The sequence below is a fragment of the Euzebya pacifica genome (assembly GCF_003344865.1).
Classification (GTDB): domain Bacteria; phylum Actinomycetota; class Nitriliruptoria; order Euzebyales; family Euzebyaceae; genus Euzebya; species Euzebya pacifica.
In genome coordinates this window covers 4,916,940-4,930,648 of sequence record NZ_CP031165.1, presented here as the reverse complement: position 1 = coordinate 4,930,648, position 13,709 = coordinate 4,916,940, and the positions used below count along the sequence as shown (strand labels likewise).

Sequence of the window (13,709 nt, the reverse complement as noted above, 5' to 3'; positions counted from 1 at the left end):
CGGTCGAAGTACGGTCCTGCCCGCGCGACCGCCAGCCACAGTCGACGTTCCGACCGGACCACGAACCGGAATCACCAGCGAAGGAAAGAAGGCACAATGAAACTCGCTCCACGGGAGATGGATCACCTCCTGATCTTCCATGTGTCCCAGCTTGCGCGTCGCCGACGCGACAGGGGCACCAAGCTCAACTCCTCCGAGGCGATCGCGATCATCTGCGACGAGATCCTCGAGGGCGCTCGCGACGGCCGGACGGTGGCGGAACTGATGTCCTACGGGCGAGAAGTCGTCTCCGTCGAGGAGTGCATGGAGGGCGTCGCCGAGAACGTTCACGTGGTGCAGGTCGAGTGCACGTTCCCGGACGGCACGAAGCTCGTTTCGGTCCACGACCCTATTCAGCCAGGAGGCAACAAGTGACTGCAGGCGAGATCATTCCCGCGGACGGCGACATCGACCTGAACGCCGATCGTGAGACCGTGACGCTTTTCGTGACCAACACCGGCGACCGCCCGGTCCAGGTCGGGTCCCACTATCACTTCTTCGAGGCCAACAAGGCGCTCGAGTTCGACCGCAACAAGGCACTCGGCTTCCGCCTCGACATCCCGGCGGGAACGGCTATCCGCTTCGAACCGGGCAGCGACGCCGAGGTGACGTTGGTGGCGCTGGGCGGTACCCGTCGAGTCCACGGCTTCGCTGGGCTGGTCAGCGGTTCGCTGGACTCCCAGCGGGTTCGCCGTCAGGCCATGCAGGCGGCGAAGGACCAGGGCTTCGGCGGCGCCGAGGGCTGATAACGCCAAGGGGGTTGAACGCCCTCGACGGGTGACGAAGACCAACTGAAAGGAACGTGCCGCCATGGCATCAATCTCAAGGCAGCAATACGCATCGTTGTACGGCCCGACGACCGGCGACAAGGTACGACTCGCCGACACCTCTCTCGTCATCGAGATCGAGAAGGACTTCGGCACCCCGGGCGAGGAGATCGTCTTCGGCGGTGGCAAGACCATCCGCGACGGCATGGGGCAGAACCCGCGCTTCACGTCCCAGCAGGGTGCGCTGGACCTCGTGATCACCAACGTCGTGGTCATGGACCCGATGGTCGGGATCGTCAAGGGCGACCTCGGCATCAAGGACGGCAAGATCGTCGGCATCGGACAGGCGGGCAACCCCGCCACCCAGCCCGGCGTCGACCACAACCTGCTCGTGGGCCCCAGCACCGATGTCATCGCGGGTGAGGGCAAGATCGTCACCGCCGGAGGTGTCGACACGCATGTGCACTTCATCAGCCCACAGCAGGTCTACGACGCCCTGTCGATCGGCGTGACCACGATGTTCGGTGGCGGCACCGGACCCTCCAGCGGATCCAACGCCACCACGGCCACCCCCGGCCCGTGGAACATCAAGCACATGCTTCGGGCCTTCGAGGGCCTCCCGATGAACATCGGGGTCTTCGCGAAGGGCAACAGCTCCCGCAAGGCACCGCTGATCGAGCAGCTCCACGCCGGTGCGGCGGGCCTGAAGTGCCATGAGGACTGGGGCACCACCCCTGCTGTGCTCTCGTGCGCGCTCCACGTCGCCGACGACTACGACGTCCAGGTCGCCGTCCACACCGACTCCCTCAATGAGTCGGGCTTCGTCGAGGACACCATCGACGCAATCGACGGTCGCGCCATCCACACCTTCCACACCGAGGGTGCCGGCGGGGGACACGCCCCCGACATCATGACCGTGGCCGGGTACCAGTGGGCGCTTCCCTCCTCCACCAACCCCACGCGGCCCTACACGGTCAACACCATCGACGAGCATCTCGACATGCTGATGGTGTGTCACCACCTCGACCCCAAGATCCCCTCCGACGTGGCCTTCGCCGAAAGCCGTATCCGCGCCGAGACGATCGCTGCCGAGGACGTCCTGCACGACTGGGGCCTGCTCAGCATCTACTCCTCCGACAGCCAGGCGATGGGCCGGGTCGGCGAGCACTTCACGCGGTGCATGCAGACCGCCAGCAAGATGAAGGACCAGCGGGGCCCGCTCCCCGAGGACGCATCCGGCAACGACAACTTCCGGGTCCTTCGCTACCTGGCGAAGTGCACCATCAACCCCGCCAGGGTGCAGGGGATGGCACACGTCGTCGGCTCGATCGAGCCGGGCAAGATGGCCGACCTCGTGCTCTGGGACTTCGCGGACTTCGCCGCCAAGCCGTCGCTCGTGGTCAAGGGCGGGATGATCGCGTGGGCGCTGATGGGTGACCCCAACGCGTCGCTGCCGACCCCCCAGCCGGTCTACTACCGCCCGATGTTCGGGGCGTTCGGCAAGGCCATGACGGCCACGCGCGCCACGTTCATGTCGCAGGCCTCCATCGAACTCGGCGTTCCCGAGGAACTCGGTCTGGAGAGCCAGATCTATGCTGTCCAGGGGACGAGGACCGTGTCCAAGCAGGACATGGTGCTCAACGACCGCACCGCCGACATCACGATCAACCCCGAGACCTTCGAGGTCCAGGTCGACGGTGAGGTCGCCACGTCAGAACCGGCTGACAAGCTTCCGCTCACGCAGAAGTACTTCATCCTCTGACGCCGCCACCGACGCACGAGCGAGGACCATTGTGACAGTTCGACACATCACTCAGGCCGACAACGTCGATCCGGATGGACTGATGATCGATCCCTCGCTCGTGCATCACGGGACGGTCAGGGCAAGCCATGTGGCGTCCCTGGCCGGTCCGATCGATCCCACCACGCATCTCAACCGGGACTTCGCCGGCCACGACCTGGGCGAGTGCGTCATCGCGGTTCGCCTCGAGGTCGACGCCGAACTCGTCCTGGACGAGAACGGGCAGTTCGCACGCTGTCGTGCACGGCACGACGCCTCCCAACGCCTCGGTCCCGTCGACGAGGGTGCACGGCGTCAGGAGTGGCTGGCTGTACTCCGGGAGCGTCGGGGTTGATTTCTGGTGGCTCCCATCCGCACGAATCACACAGGACACCATCTGATGCACATCGCTAACCAGGTTCTCGGCAACATCCATGCAGACGAGTCGCTGTCGATGGAGGTGCAGCGCCTCGACAAGCAGAAGAAGGTCGAGCGCGTGTTCGTGCCCTTCCACGATGCTGGGCGGCGCCGAGTGCGATTGAGGACCGATCAGGGCACCGACATCGGTGTGGACCTCCCCATGGACGAGGCACTCCAGAACGGCGATGTCCTCGCCGTCGGTGACGAGTCCGACCGCATGGTGCTCATCGAGGTTGCCCCGAGCGAGGCCATGGCCCTGCGCATGAGCAAGGAGATTCCGGCGGACCAACTCTTCGAGTTCGGGGTCCGTCTCGGCCACATGCTCGGGAACCAGCACTGGCCGATCACCGTCAAGGACGATGTCGTCTACGCGCCCCTCACTATCGATCACAAGGTCATGGAAACGGTCGTGCGGACCCATGGTTTCGACGGCATCGAATCCGAGTTCGTCCCGGTGCAGCCGGGCGACGTGCCGACGGCGATGCCGCACATCGAACACCGTCACCCAGCCTGATGGCCGCCGAGTCCTGTGGGGAGGCCCCCCAAGAGGTGTTCCCGCAGACTGCCCAGAGCCTGCTCGGGACGCTGCAGCTGTCCGACAGCCTGTTTCCGTCGGGTCGCTACACCCTCTCGCACGGCCTGGAGATGTTCGTGGAGAGTGGGCGTGTCCATGATGCGGCTTCGCTGGAAGCCGTCGTCTCGGACTACTTGGTCCACTCGCTCGGACGCTGCGAGGCGGTGGCTGTCGCTGCAGCCTGGAAGGCCGCAGCCGATGACGACCTGGCGACTGCCGTGGACATCGATCGCCACGTCCACGCCCTCCGCCTGCCGCAGGAGGCGTCCAGCGCATCGGTGAGGACGGGAAGGCAGTTCATCCGAACTGCCCAGCGGCTCCTGGACTCGCCTTTCCTGACGGCGTTCGAGTCCGCAGTGGAGCAGGGGCAAGCGGTGGGCAGCCACGCTGCTGTGGTTGGGATCGTGAGCCACGCGTGGGGAATCGATCGACGCACCGCGGTTCTGAGCGAACTCTATGCCTACACCGCGGCGCTGATCAGCGCTGCGCTCCGCCTGATGCGTCTCGATCACGTCCACGCCCAGGAGATCATGCTGCGACTCCATCAAAAGATGACCGCAGCATGCGACGCGACCATGGACACGCCGTACCAGGACATGCACGCCTTCGCGCCCATGATCGACGTCATGCAGATGCAGCACGAACGTTCCCGTATGCGGATGTTCGCCAGCTGAACATCTGCGTCAGCCAAGAACTGCTGCCATCGCCCGCACGGGCATGGCCGCCTTCAACATGGAAAGAGGAAGCACATGAGCATGCCCCGCATCGGGATCGGCGGCCCCGTCGGCTCCGGCAAGACCGCGCTTATCGAGGCGATCGTCCCACTCTTCGTGAAGGGCGAGTACGACCCGGTCGTCATCACCAACGACATCGTCACCCAGGAGGACGCCAAGCACGTCCGTGAGAACCTCGCGAACACCCTCGCGCCCGAGCGGATCGTTGGCGTGGAGACCGGAGCATGTCCGCACACGGCCATCCGCGAGGACCCCACGATGAACCTCGGCGCGCTCGAGGAGCTGGAGCGTCAGTTCCCCGATGCCCACGTCGCCTTCATCGAGAGCGGCGGGGACAACCTCACCCTGACGTTCAGCCCTGCCCTGGTCGACTACTTCGTCTACGTGATCGATGTGGCGGCCGGGGACAAGATCCCGCGCAAGAACGGGCCGGGCATCACCCACTCCGACCTGCTGGTCATCAACAAGACGGACCTGGCGCCGTTCGTGGACGCCGACCTCGAACTGATGGACCGACAGGCCAGGCAGATGCGGCCCGACGATCGACCTGTGCTCTTCACCAACTGCAAGACCGGCGAAGGTGTGGACGAGGTCTACAGGACCCTTCTGCGTGATGCCCTGTTCATCGACCTCGACTCCGAGGTCAGCCGCGACGAAGCCGTGGCATGACCATGGTGGCGGCCGTGCCGTACTTGGAGAAGGACGCGTGGACGGACGTGCTGCGCCTGCCCACGGCCTTCTCCGGCTACGGCTCGGAACCGCTGGTGCAGATGGCGGCTGCGGCACACGGTAAGACCGGGTTCCTGCAGTTGCACTTCGAGCTGCGGAACGGTCGGACCCACCTGATCCGCAACTTCTCCTCGGGCCAACAGATCGTCCGACAGGTCCACTACCTCGACACGGCCATCGAGGACATGGCGGTCGTGTTCATCCAGAACGTGGGAGCTGGGATCCTGCAGGGAGACCGGCTCCGCGTCGAGTTGGTGATTGGTGATGGCGCCAAGGTGCTGGTGGCCAACCAGGGGGCCACCAAGGTGATGGAGATGAGCCGCAACTACGCGTCACAGCGGGTCGACGTCACCGTGGGGGAAGGGGCCTATGCCGAGGTCCTGATGGATCCGCTGATCCCGGCGTCGGGCTCCCGTCTGTACAACGAGGTCAACCTCACCGTCGACCCCTCCGCGAAGCTTCTCTACAGCGAGCACCTCACCCCGGGCCGAGTGGGCCACGGCGAGTCGTGGGCGTTCGACCTGCTCTACTCACGAATCCGCTGCCATCGTCCGACAGGTGAGCTGATCATGGCGGACACGAACGTGCTCGAGCCACGGCGCAGCGCAGTCACCACGCCAGGGCTGTTCGGGGAGTTCTCTGACATGTCCGTGATGTTCGCTGTCGCCGAGTCACACGACGCGGCGCCGTTGGCCGACGCGATGCACGAAAACCTGCAGGACATCGAGGGAGTGGTCGGGAGTGCCAGCGTCCTTCCCTCCGAAGTGGGAGCGCATGCCCGGATGCTCGGCTCGGGCACCACTCGGACCGCAGCGGCCACCCAGCTGTCCTGGCAGGCGGCCCGCCGCCAGCTGCTCGGCGTCGACACGCCACCGATCTACCGCATCAAGCACGGATTCGAGCCCCACGTCACCCGCCGTGAGGGTTCGAAGAGGAGGGACAGCAATGGCCATTGACCGCACCCTGGAGATGTTCCGCAGCCCGATTCCCGGCTCGGAACGAAGTCCGGCGATTCGATCGGTCGACTGGATCCTCCGCGGGGTGGGTCAGGTGGTCTTCCAGGGCAACTGGCTCACCGGCTTGGTGATCCTGGCGGCCATTGCAGTCAACTCGTGGGTCTACTTCGTTGCTGCACTCCTGGGCACGATCGTCAGCACGGCGACCGCTGTGCTGCTGCGGATGGACCGGTCTCTGGTCAACGCGGGACTCCTCGGTTTCAACGGTTGCCTTGCCGGCATCGGCCTCAACTTCTACATGAGCAACGATGTCACAATAGGCGAGTGGCCATCCGTGCAGCTCTACCTGTACATGGCACTGGCAGCGGCCTTGTCCACCGTGGTCATGGGAGCGCTGGGATCGCTCCTGGGCAGCCGCGGCACACCGGTACTCACCGCCCCGTTCGTGTTCGCGACTTGGTTGTTGATGTTCGCCGTCTACGCCTTTGTTGGATTCGAGCCGGGAGCACTGCTGGCCCCGGGTTCCCCCGCCCCATTGGGCGAGACGGCTGGCTACACCGCCGAAACGGTGTTCAACGGGACATTCAAGGGCGTCGGTGAGATCTTCTTCCAGGACAATGCGGTCACGGGCATCATCATGGCCGTGGGTATTCTCGTGAACACGAGGGTCGGCGCACTGATGGCCGTCGGAGGCTCCTTGCTTGCGACCCTCCTAGCGATGGCTGCCGGAGCGGACGAGGCCGCCATCAACGCCGGACTGTTTGGATTCAATGCAGCGTTGACTGCGATCGCATTGGGCGGCTTCTTCTTCGTGCTCAACCGGTCGGGGGCCCTCTACGCACTCTTCGGAGTCGTGGTCACGGTCTTCCTGTGGCCGTCGATCGGTGTCGTCCTCACGCCCATCGGCATGCCGACACTGACGTTCCCGTTCGTCCTAACGACTTGGCTGTTCATCCTTGCGAAGCCGGCGTTCCCCGCACTGACGCCCGTCGAGCCTGCGGACGCAACGTACCCGGAGAACAACTATCGCCGTTGGAAGACCGAGGTCCTTGCCCAACGGGAGACCGTCCGCAGCGGCTAGACCTCGTCCTCAGCAAGGATGTGGGTGATCGACGTGTGCACCGACGCCAGGTGTTCCTCGAGGAGTGTGATTGCCGCGGCCGGATCCTCGGACTCCAACGCCGCGATGATCTCGAAGTGGTCCGCGATCATGATGTCGACGCTCTCCTGTGTTTCGCCGTACCGGCCGATGACCTTGGCGTAGGAGGCCACGGTCCATACCTCGTCTATGTGCTTCAGCAGCAGTTCGTTGGGGCATGGGCCGACCAACGCCTGGTGGAACCGTCGAGTCAGATCGACATAGTCGGCCCTGTCGGGGTCGGCTTCGACCATTTCGAGATAGATGGACCTGAGATGGCGGATGTCCGCAGGTGTGTAGGCCGGAAGTGCCAGCCGCAACGCTTCGACCTCGAGGATTCGGCGGAGATGCTGCGTTTCCTCGACGTCCTTCCGTCGAAGCTGGGAAACGAAGAATCCGGCGCCGGCGACCCAGGTGACGAGACCATCCTGGATGAGGCGGTTGAGCGCTTCCCGAACCGGCGTCCTGGAAGTGGACATCTCCTCGGCAACCCGTTCCTGCACAATCCGTTCGAGCGGGGCGAGTTCCTGTGACTCGATGCTCTTGCGCAGGTGGTCGTACACACGCTGTCCCATCGGACGCGTGTCGAACCCCTGGTCGGAAATCTCCACACGTCTCTCGATTCAACCGTTGGGGACAGGGTCGGACAGTCTACACCGACCGATCGCAGGGCTCTCTGGGCAGGGCCTTTCGCTGGGACTCAGCCGGGTAGGACGAATTCCAGGAGAGTTGTGCATGACCGGGGGTCTCGCACCGGGCGACATGTTGTGTTTGGTTTGTGGCAAGCCCAGTGACACTGGCGCCCCGGGGCCCTGTGGAATCCGTTGACCTCCTTGGGTTGCGGCCCCGCCTCCAGCGGTCGACGACGACTGCCGAGCCACTGGCCTTGGGTTGGTCCTCCGTGGCAGCGGTCACAGACCAGTTTCCCGGGAAGCCCGGAACTGAGTCGGCGACGAGCCGGATGCGCTCGCCGAGCTGCCCATGGTCCCGGTCCGGCCCGAGTGGTGGCCGCCTGCAGGCCCGAGCATCACCGGCACACTATCTTTCGGCGTAACAGTTCCGGAGTATGGTACTGTGCTTCTCGTGAGGGATGCACGATCGAATCCGTTCCAGCCCGGCTGGGGAAAGCCCGGTGTCTGGGCCGGCCGTGACCTGCTCGTCGGCGAGTTCACCGATGTCGTCCTGCCCCGTGTCGCCGACGGCGTGAAGGAAGTCCCTCGTCTCGTTCAGGACGAACGGGGGATGGGGAAGACCGCGCTACTGGAAGCGCTCGCCGATGAGGCCCGCGAACGCGACTGCCTCGTCGTGTCCGTCACCGCTGCCCGGGGCGAGGACTTCACCCGAGTGTTCGCCGCCGCGCTGGCCGGCGCCGCAGCCGCCGGGTCGCTCGTCGAACGGCTCGAGGGACGGGTCTCCGCTGCTCTGGCGCGGCTGGCCGGGGTCACGGTTGCCGGGACCGGCGTCACGGTGTCCGGGGGAGGGGAGGAGCCGGTCGCGTCGGTCACCCTCACCGACGCCCTCGTCGACGTCGGCCGGCTCGCCCGCGACACCGCCCGGCAGCTCGTCGTCCTCGTCGACGAGGTCCAGAACGTCGGCGCGACCCACCTGGCTGCCGTCTTCACCGCACTCCAACGGGCGCTGGAGCACACCGAGACCGACCAGCACCCATCCGGGGGCACGATCAGGTACGGGCTCCCGATCGCTGTCTGGCTCGCCGGGCTGCCCGGCGCGCTCGCGAACTTCCGCAAGGCGCACGTAACGTTCGGCGAACGCTGCGAGCTCGTCGCGCTCGGCCCGCTCGACGACCGCGAGGTCCGCGAGGCGCTCGTCACGTTCAGCCGGTTCAACGACGCCGGCGTCGTGTTCGATGCCGATGCCATCGAGGTGTTCGTCGACGTCGTCGCCGGCTACCCCTACACCTTCCAGCTGCTCGGCAAGGCCGCATGGGACGCCGGGCACGGGCAGGTCATCACCGCGGAGGAGGTACACACCGCCGCCGAACGGATCGAGCCATCGATGCGCCAGCGGTACGCCGCCCGCCTCGAAGGACTCACCGACGACCAGGTCGCCTACCTCGTCGCCGCCGCATCCCTGTCCGACGAGGAACGGACCCCGACACGGGTCTGCCGGGCGTGGAAGGCCGACCCCGACGCGACCGCGTCGATGTGCGGCGGCATGCACCAGCGGCTCGTCGACGACCACCAGGTGATCCGCCGCGGGCCCGACGGCCGGATCCGGTTCGCCCTGCCCGGCATGGCCAGCTACCTGGCCGACCTCGCACGCTGACGCTCCTGGTGTTCCGACTCCCGGGGGATGGCGGCTAGGAGACGGCCTGCGCCTCGTCGGAGGTCCACGGCAGCGTGCAGGCCTGGTCGAGGTCGAGGACGGTGATGAGGCGGCCCGTCCCCACGTACTTCGACACGCACACCGCCAGGTCGACGAGTCCGTCGTCGCCCAGGCCCGCCTTCAGCCCGTCGCACAGGGCGTCGTCGACGGACGAGGGGTCGGTGGAGAAGCGCTCCGCGAAGTCCAGGGCCAGCCGCTCGAGGGGTTCGAACGCGTCGTCGGACGCCCACCCCTCCACCAGTGCGAGGTCCTCCTCGCTGACCGGCGCCCCCGGCATCCGGTAGGTCTGGCATCGCTGGCAGCCGTTGAGCTGCGCGATGCGGTACCGGACCAGCTCGTGCAACCGCGGGGGCAGCTCGCTGCGGGCCACCACGGCGTTGAACCGTCCGATCACCTCGGCCATCGCGGGACGATGCGCGAGCGCCCGTCCGGCCTCCGGTCCGACGGACCTGCGGAACTGCGCCCCGGCCTCCTCGCTCAGCAGTGCGACCCTTGGCATGGCGGGAACTCCCCGGGCGATCACTCGCCCCATCGGCGGGCCCGGCCTGCTGGCCGAACCATGACAATGATGAACATAGTCCTACCGAAACGGGACCTTCAACCCCCGCCGTGGGACCGATCAGTCCCGGCCCTTCCACGTGCAGACACATGCGCGGTTGCCCTGGGCGTCGGCCAGCACCCAGAACGACGGCGCGGCCTCGTCGGAGACCAGGGTGCCGCCTGCGGCCAGGGCCCGGGCGATCCGGCCCTCGGCGGTCTCCGGCGGGACACGCACGTCGAGGTGCCAGCGCTGGGCCGGCGGGTCAATCGGATCGGTCGGCTGGAACCACATGGTCGGCAGCAGCCCGTCGGGGTCGTGGACCTCGTCGCCGTCGAGCTCCAGGTCCAGCAGCGCTGCCCAGAACGGGGCGACCTCGGTGTGGTCGTGGGTGTCGAGCGCCCACTCCACGGCCATCAGCGATGCCGGGTCGGCGGTGACCCCGTGCGCGCTCGCGATCTCGCTGATCCGTCGGGCCAGCCGTACGTCGCGCATCGTGACTCCGCCCACGTCGTGGCTGGTCAGCCGGATCTCGACGAGGGGATAGGTGAGCGTGACGTCGGGATGGTGGTTCGCCGCCTCGGCGGCCTCGCCGATGTCGTCGACCAACGCCAGGCCCGTCGCGAAGCCGCCGGTGTCGAAGCGGGCATGCAGGCGGTGCAGCAGCATCCGCCAGTCCTGCAGCCCTTCCGCGTCGACCGCGGCGGCGGTCAGGATCGTCCGGTCATCGCCCATGCTGTTCCTCCTCGTCGCGGGATCCGGGGCCGGCTCAGCCGGCTGTCCCCAGCACCTTCCAGATCGCCATGTCGCTGAACGACTCGACCACACCGTAGGGGTAGTCGGGCAGCCCCGGAGCCGACACAGCGGCCAGCTGCTCGAGGTCCTCGGCGTCGAGGGCCAGGGAGGCTGCCGGCAGGACCTGCTCGAGCTGCTCGAGCGTTCGGGCCCCCAGCAGCACCGACGCGACGTTCAGGCGGGTCAGGAGCCAGGCGACGGCGACCTCGGCCATGGACCGGTCGTGCCGTTCGGCGATGGCCCCGACCACGTCCAGCACCTGCCATGTCCGCTCGGTGTTGCGGGTGTCATAGGCCTCGACCCCGCGGTTGGGGTCCTCACCCAGCCGGGTGGCACCCGTCGGCTGTGTATCGCGTTGGTACTTCCCCGTCAGCCATCCGCCCCCGAGCGGCGACCACGGCGTCACCGCCAGCTTCTCGTCGATGGCGCACGGCAGCACCTCCAGCTCGATGGACCGGTCCAGCAGGTTGTACTGGGGCTGCACGACCGTCGGCACGACGTACCCGCCGAGCCGTGCGGTGGTCATCAGCCGGCTCAGCTGCCAGCCGGTCACGTTGGACCAGCCGACGGCGTGCAGCTTGCCCTTGCGGACCTCGGCGCTCAGCACGTCCAGGGTCTCCTCGATCGGGGTGTCGCGATCCCAGCCGTGCACGAAGTAGACGTCGATCGAGTCCACGCCCAGCCGGTCGAGGGACGCGTCGATCGCCCGGACCAACCCGCGACGTGACGCCCCCGGCGACCCCGGTGGTGGGGCGAAACGACCCTTGGTGGCCACGATCACGTCGTCGTGGCCACGGGACCGCAGCCACTCGCCGACGATGCGTTCGGACTCGCCGTCGGCGTACACGTCGGCGGTGTCGAGGAACGTGCCGCCTGCGTCGTGGAAGGCGTCGAGCTGGCGGTGGGCCTCCTCGGCCGCGGTCTCGGCACCGAAGGTCATGGTCCCCAGCGCAAGCCGGGACACGACGGGACCGCGTGGGCCGAGCTGGGCGACGGGCATCTCGTGGTTGGGCTGCTCCATGCCCTGCAGTCTCGGCCGTCAGGCGGGGGCGTGCACGGCGGGCCGGGTCAGGGGGCCAGCAGCCGGATCAGGGCGGCCACGCCGACGACCACGATGAAGGCCCGCAGCACCGTCGGTGGCAGCAGGCGACCGTAGCGGCCCCCGACGAACCCACCGGCCGTCGATCCGACGGCGATCAGTCCGACCGCCGTCCAGTCGATGTCCGCGCCGAAGAGGAACACCACCGCTGCGACGGCGTTGACGACCGTGGCCAGGACGTTCTTGGTCCCGTTCAGCCGCTGGAGGTCGTCGGTCAGCAGGCTGCCGAGCAGCGCGATCAGCAGGATGCCCTGCGCGGCACCGAAGTAGCCGCCGTAGCACCCGGCCAGGGCGACCCCGACGATCAGCCCGGTCGAGGGACGGCCGTCGCGGTCCTCCACCAGCCGCCCCGCCAGCCGCTCGCGCAACCGCGGCTGCACCACGACCAGCACCAACGACAGGGCCACGAGGACCGGCACGATGGCGTCGAACGCCGCAGCGGGCAGGACCAGCAGGCCGAGGGCGCCCACGCTGCCCCCGACCAGCGAGGCCGGGACGAGCCACCGCAGCCGCGTGCCCTGTCCCTTCAGCTCACGGCGGTACCCGACGGCCCCGGCGAGGGAACCGGGAACCAGGCCGAGGTTGTTGCTGACGTTGGCCAGCAGCGGTGGGTAGCCCAGCAGGACCAACGTGGGGAACGAGATCAGGGTCCCGGACCCGACGATGGCGTTGACCGTCCCCGCGCCGAAGCCAGCGAGGACGACGAGGAACAGCTCCAGTGACAACACCGGGGCGGCAGCCTAGGCCTGACTCCGCACGAGGGCATCATCCAGCCCGGCATCGCACCAATCGGGTCCGGGACCAGCATGGCCCCGGCAGCTCAGCGGGCCGCGGTCATCTCGATCTCGAGGTGCAGGCCCGGGTCGACCAGCGACGCCACGCCGATCATCGACTGAGGCGGCATGGCGCCGGTCTCGCCGATCCAAGCGGCGTAGACGTCGTAGGCCTCGAGCGTGGCCGGGATGTCGGTGGCGTAGAAGGTCAGGTGGACGATGTCGGCGCGGGTCATGCCAGCGCCCTCCAGCAGCGCGTCCAGCGAGTCCAGGATGGCCTGCAGCTGGCCGCGGACGTCCTCGTGGCCGGCCGACAGGCCCATCGGGGCGTCGGCGTCCTCGACCAGGTCGACCTGGCCGCTGCAGCGCAGGACGCGCTGGGCGCCCTCGGTGACCTCGCCCTGATGCATCAGGAAGTTCTGGCCCCAGGCGACGGGGTTGACGGGGGTGCGGGTGATCGTGCTCATGGTGGTGCTCCTCTTGGTGTGTGTTGCGTTCAGGGTCTGTGTGGGCAGGCGACGGTTCAGCGACGGGCGATGCACTTGATCTCGACGAGCAGCTCGGGCATGACCAGCCCGGCGACCTCGACCATCGTCTGGGTGATCTGCGGACGCTCGCCCAGGAAGTCGGCCCGCGCCGCGGTGACCGACCCGAGCTCGCCCATCACCCGGGCCATGTCGGTCACGAACCAGGTCTCGTCGACGAGGTTGTGGAACGTGACGTCGAAGCGGTGCAGGACGGTGCCGATGTTGGCGTAGCACTGCCGGACCTGGGCACCGAGATCGCCGACGCCGACGACGCCGCCCGCCTGGTCCAGGCTGACCGCGCCGGACAGGTGGATGGTGTCCCCGACGCAGACGCCCTGTGCGAACAGCTCGTGGAACGGGCCGGCGCGCAGCTCCTCCTTGATGATCGTCGCCACGGCGCTCTCCTCGGTGGTGGCGGACCCGGCCTGCTGCCGAATCGCTCTGTGCACACCATCCGCCCCGCGGCGGCGGCCGTCGTCCGCCGGATCGGCGGA

At 67.4% G+C, this 13,709-nt stretch carries 17 protein-coding genes; 10 read left to right on the top strand and 7 right to left on the bottom strand.

Annotated features, from left to right (window positions below):
* Positions 1 to 96 precede the first annotated feature (96 nt).
* The 9 genes from DVS28_RS21220 (at position 97) to DVS28_RS21180 (ending at position 7,080) form a co-directional block, all read left to right on the top strand.
* On the top strand, positions 97 to 414 hold the full coding sequence (locus DVS28_RS21220) for an urease subunit gamma (RefSeq protein WP_114593246.1): 318 nt from the start codon (positions 97 to 99) through the stop codon (positions 412 to 414).
* Positions 411 to 785 (top strand): urease subunit beta, encoded by a 375-nt coding sequence (locus DVS28_RS21215; protein WP_114593245.1) that lies wholly within the window; start codon positions 411 to 413, stop codon positions 783 to 785. The genes DVS28_RS21220 and DVS28_RS21215 overlap by 4 nt, the downstream gene beginning before the upstream one ends.
* A gap of 64 nt (positions 786 to 849) precedes the next feature.
* On the top strand, positions 850 to 2,568 hold the full coding sequence (gene ureC / locus DVS28_RS21210; protein WP_114593244.1) for an urease subunit alpha: 1,719 nt from the start codon (positions 850 to 852) through the stop codon (positions 2,566 to 2,568).
* 82 nt (positions 2,569 to 2,650) lie between these two features.
* On the top strand, positions 2,651 to 2,941 hold the full coding sequence (locus DVS28_RS21205) for a hypothetical protein (protein ID WP_164710865.1): 291 nt from the start codon (positions 2,651 to 2,653) through the stop codon (positions 2,939 to 2,941).
* Between the two features lie 6 nt (positions 2,942 to 2,947).
* Positions 2,948 to 3,520: an urease accessory protein UreE gene (locus tag DVS28_RS21200; RefSeq protein WP_164710864.1), complete on the top strand. Its 573-nt coding sequence runs from the start codon at positions 2,948 to 2,950 to the stop codon at positions 3,518 to 3,520.
* A complete protein-coding gene (locus tag DVS28_RS21195) occupies positions 3,520 to 4,254 on the top strand; it encodes an urease accessory protein UreF (RefSeq protein ID WP_114593241.1) in 735 nt (244 codons plus the stop codon). The genes DVS28_RS21200 and DVS28_RS21195 overlap by 1 nt, the downstream gene beginning before the upstream one ends.
* Before the next feature lie 75 nt (positions 4,255 to 4,329).
* Positions 4,330 to 4,983, top strand: coding sequence for an urease accessory protein UreG (gene ureG, locus DVS28_RS21190; RefSeq protein WP_114593240.1), 654 nt, complete (start codon positions 4,330 to 4,332; stop codon positions 4,981 to 4,983).
* A complete protein-coding gene (locus tag DVS28_RS21185) occupies positions 4,980 to 5,999 on the top strand; it encodes an urease accessory protein UreD (RefSeq protein ID WP_114593239.1) in 1,020 nt (339 codons plus the stop codon). The genes ureG and DVS28_RS21185 overlap by 4 nt, the downstream gene beginning before the upstream one ends.
* Positions 5,989 to 7,080 carry an urea transporter gene (locus DVS28_RS21180; protein ID WP_164710863.1) on the top strand — a complete coding sequence of 364 codons (1,092 nt, stop codon included), beginning with the start codon at positions 5,989 to 5,991 and terminating at the stop codon, positions 7,078 to 7,080. The genes DVS28_RS21185 and DVS28_RS21180 overlap by 11 nt, the downstream gene beginning before the upstream one ends.
* Here the strand turns inward: DVS28_RS21180 and DVS28_RS21175 are convergent.
* The gene (locus DVS28_RS21175) at positions 7,077 to 7,748 is read right to left on the bottom strand and encodes a GntR family transcriptional regulator (RefSeq protein ID WP_114593237.1); all 672 of its coding nucleotides are present in this window, start codon (positions 7,746 to 7,748) and stop codon (positions 7,077 to 7,079) included. The genes DVS28_RS21180 and DVS28_RS21175 overlap by 4 nt on opposite strands.
* A 472-nt stretch (positions 7,749 to 8,220) precedes the next feature.
* Between DVS28_RS21175 and DVS28_RS21170 the strand changes: the two genes are divergently transcribed.
* Positions 8,221 to 9,423, top strand: coding sequence for an ATP-binding protein (locus DVS28_RS21170; protein ID WP_164710862.1), 1,203 nt, complete (start codon positions 8,221 to 8,223; stop codon positions 9,421 to 9,423).
* A gap of 34 nt (positions 9,424 to 9,457) precedes the next feature.
* Here DVS28_RS21170 and DVS28_RS21165 read toward each other — a convergent pair whose 3' ends face one another.
* The 6 genes from DVS28_RS21165 to DVS28_RS21140 all read right to left on the bottom strand — a co-directional run bounded on the left by DVS28_RS21165 (position 9,458) and on the right by DVS28_RS21140 (position 13,610).
* The gene (locus DVS28_RS21165; RefSeq protein ID WP_164710861.1) at positions 9,458 to 9,982 is read right to left on the bottom strand and encodes a carboxymuconolactone decarboxylase family protein; all 525 of its coding nucleotides are present in this window, start codon (positions 9,980 to 9,982) and stop codon (positions 9,458 to 9,460) included.
* A 120-nt stretch (positions 9,983 to 10,102) separates the two neighbouring features.
* Positions 10,103 to 10,756, bottom strand: coding sequence for a VOC family protein (locus DVS28_RS21160; RefSeq protein ID WP_114593234.1), 654 nt, complete (start codon positions 10,754 to 10,756; stop codon positions 10,103 to 10,105).
* A 34-nt stretch (positions 10,757 to 10,790) separates the two neighbouring features.
* Entirely contained in the window at positions 10,791 to 11,837 is a 1,047-nt protein-coding gene (locus tag DVS28_RS21155; RefSeq protein WP_216826203.1) for an aldo/keto reductase, read from the bottom strand.
* A gap of 47 nt (positions 11,838 to 11,884) precedes the next feature.
* Entirely contained in the window at positions 11,885 to 12,643 is a 759-nt protein-coding gene (locus DVS28_RS21150) for a sulfite exporter TauE/SafE family protein (RefSeq protein ID WP_245973566.1), read from the bottom strand.
* Positions 12,644 to 12,735: 92 nt separating this feature from the next.
* Complete coding sequence (locus DVS28_RS21145; RefSeq protein ID WP_164710860.1) at positions 12,736 to 13,155, bottom strand: RidA family protein; 420 nt, start codon at positions 13,153 to 13,155, stop codon at positions 12,736 to 12,738.
* Positions 13,156 to 13,211: 56 nt separating this feature from the next.
* Positions 13,212 to 13,610, bottom strand: a complete 399-nt coding sequence (locus DVS28_RS21140) for a Rid family hydrolase (RefSeq protein WP_164710859.1) — start codon at positions 13,608 to 13,610, stop codon at positions 13,212 to 13,214.
* Positions 13,611 to 13,709 lie beyond the last annotated feature (99 nt).

What these genes read in the sequence shown, in the direction of transcription:
- DVS28_RS21205 (WP_164710865.1), top strand. Translation starts at nt 2,651, where the DNA reads ATGATCGATCCCTCGCTCGTGCATCACGGGACGGTCAGGGCAAGCCAT.
- ureG (WP_114593240.1), top strand. Translation starts at nt 4,330, where the DNA reads ATGAGCATGCCCCGCATCGGGATCGGCGGCCCCGTCGGCTCCGGCAAG.
- DVS28_RS21195 (WP_114593241.1), top strand. Translation starts at nt 3,520, where the DNA reads ATGGCCGCCGAGTCCTGTGGGGAGGCCCCCCAAGAGGTGTTCCCGCAG.
- DVS28_RS21180 (WP_164710863.1), top strand. Translation starts at nt 5,989, where the DNA reads ATGGCCATTGACCGCACCCTGGAGATGTTCCGCAGCCCGATTCCCGGC.
- DVS28_RS21145 (WP_164710860.1), bottom strand. Translation starts at nt 13,155, where the DNA reads ATGAGCACGATCACCCGCACCCCCGTCAACCCCGTCGCCTGGGGCCAG.
- DVS28_RS21165 (WP_164710861.1), bottom strand. Translation starts at nt 9,982, where the DNA reads ATGCCAAGGGTCGCACTGCTGAGCGAGGAGGCCGGGGCGCAGTTCCGC.
- DVS28_RS21185 (WP_114593239.1), top strand. Translation starts at nt 4,980, where the DNA reads ATGACCATGGTGGCGGCCGTGCCGTACTTGGAGAAGGACGCGTGGACG.
- DVS28_RS21155 (WP_216826203.1), bottom strand. Translation starts at nt 11,837, where the DNA reads ATGGAGCAGCCCAACCACGAGATGCCCGTCGCCCAGCTCGGCCCACGC.
- ureC (WP_114593244.1), top strand. Translation starts at nt 850, where the DNA reads ATGGCATCAATCTCAAGGCAGCAATACGCATCGTTGTACGGCCCGACG.
- DVS28_RS21220 (WP_114593246.1), top strand. Translation starts at nt 97, where the DNA reads ATGAAACTCGCTCCACGGGAGATGGATCACCTCCTGATCTTCCATGTG.
- DVS28_RS21160 (WP_114593234.1), bottom strand. Translation starts at nt 10,756, where the DNA reads ATGGGCGATGACCGGACGATCCTGACCGCCGCCGCGGTCGACGCGGAA.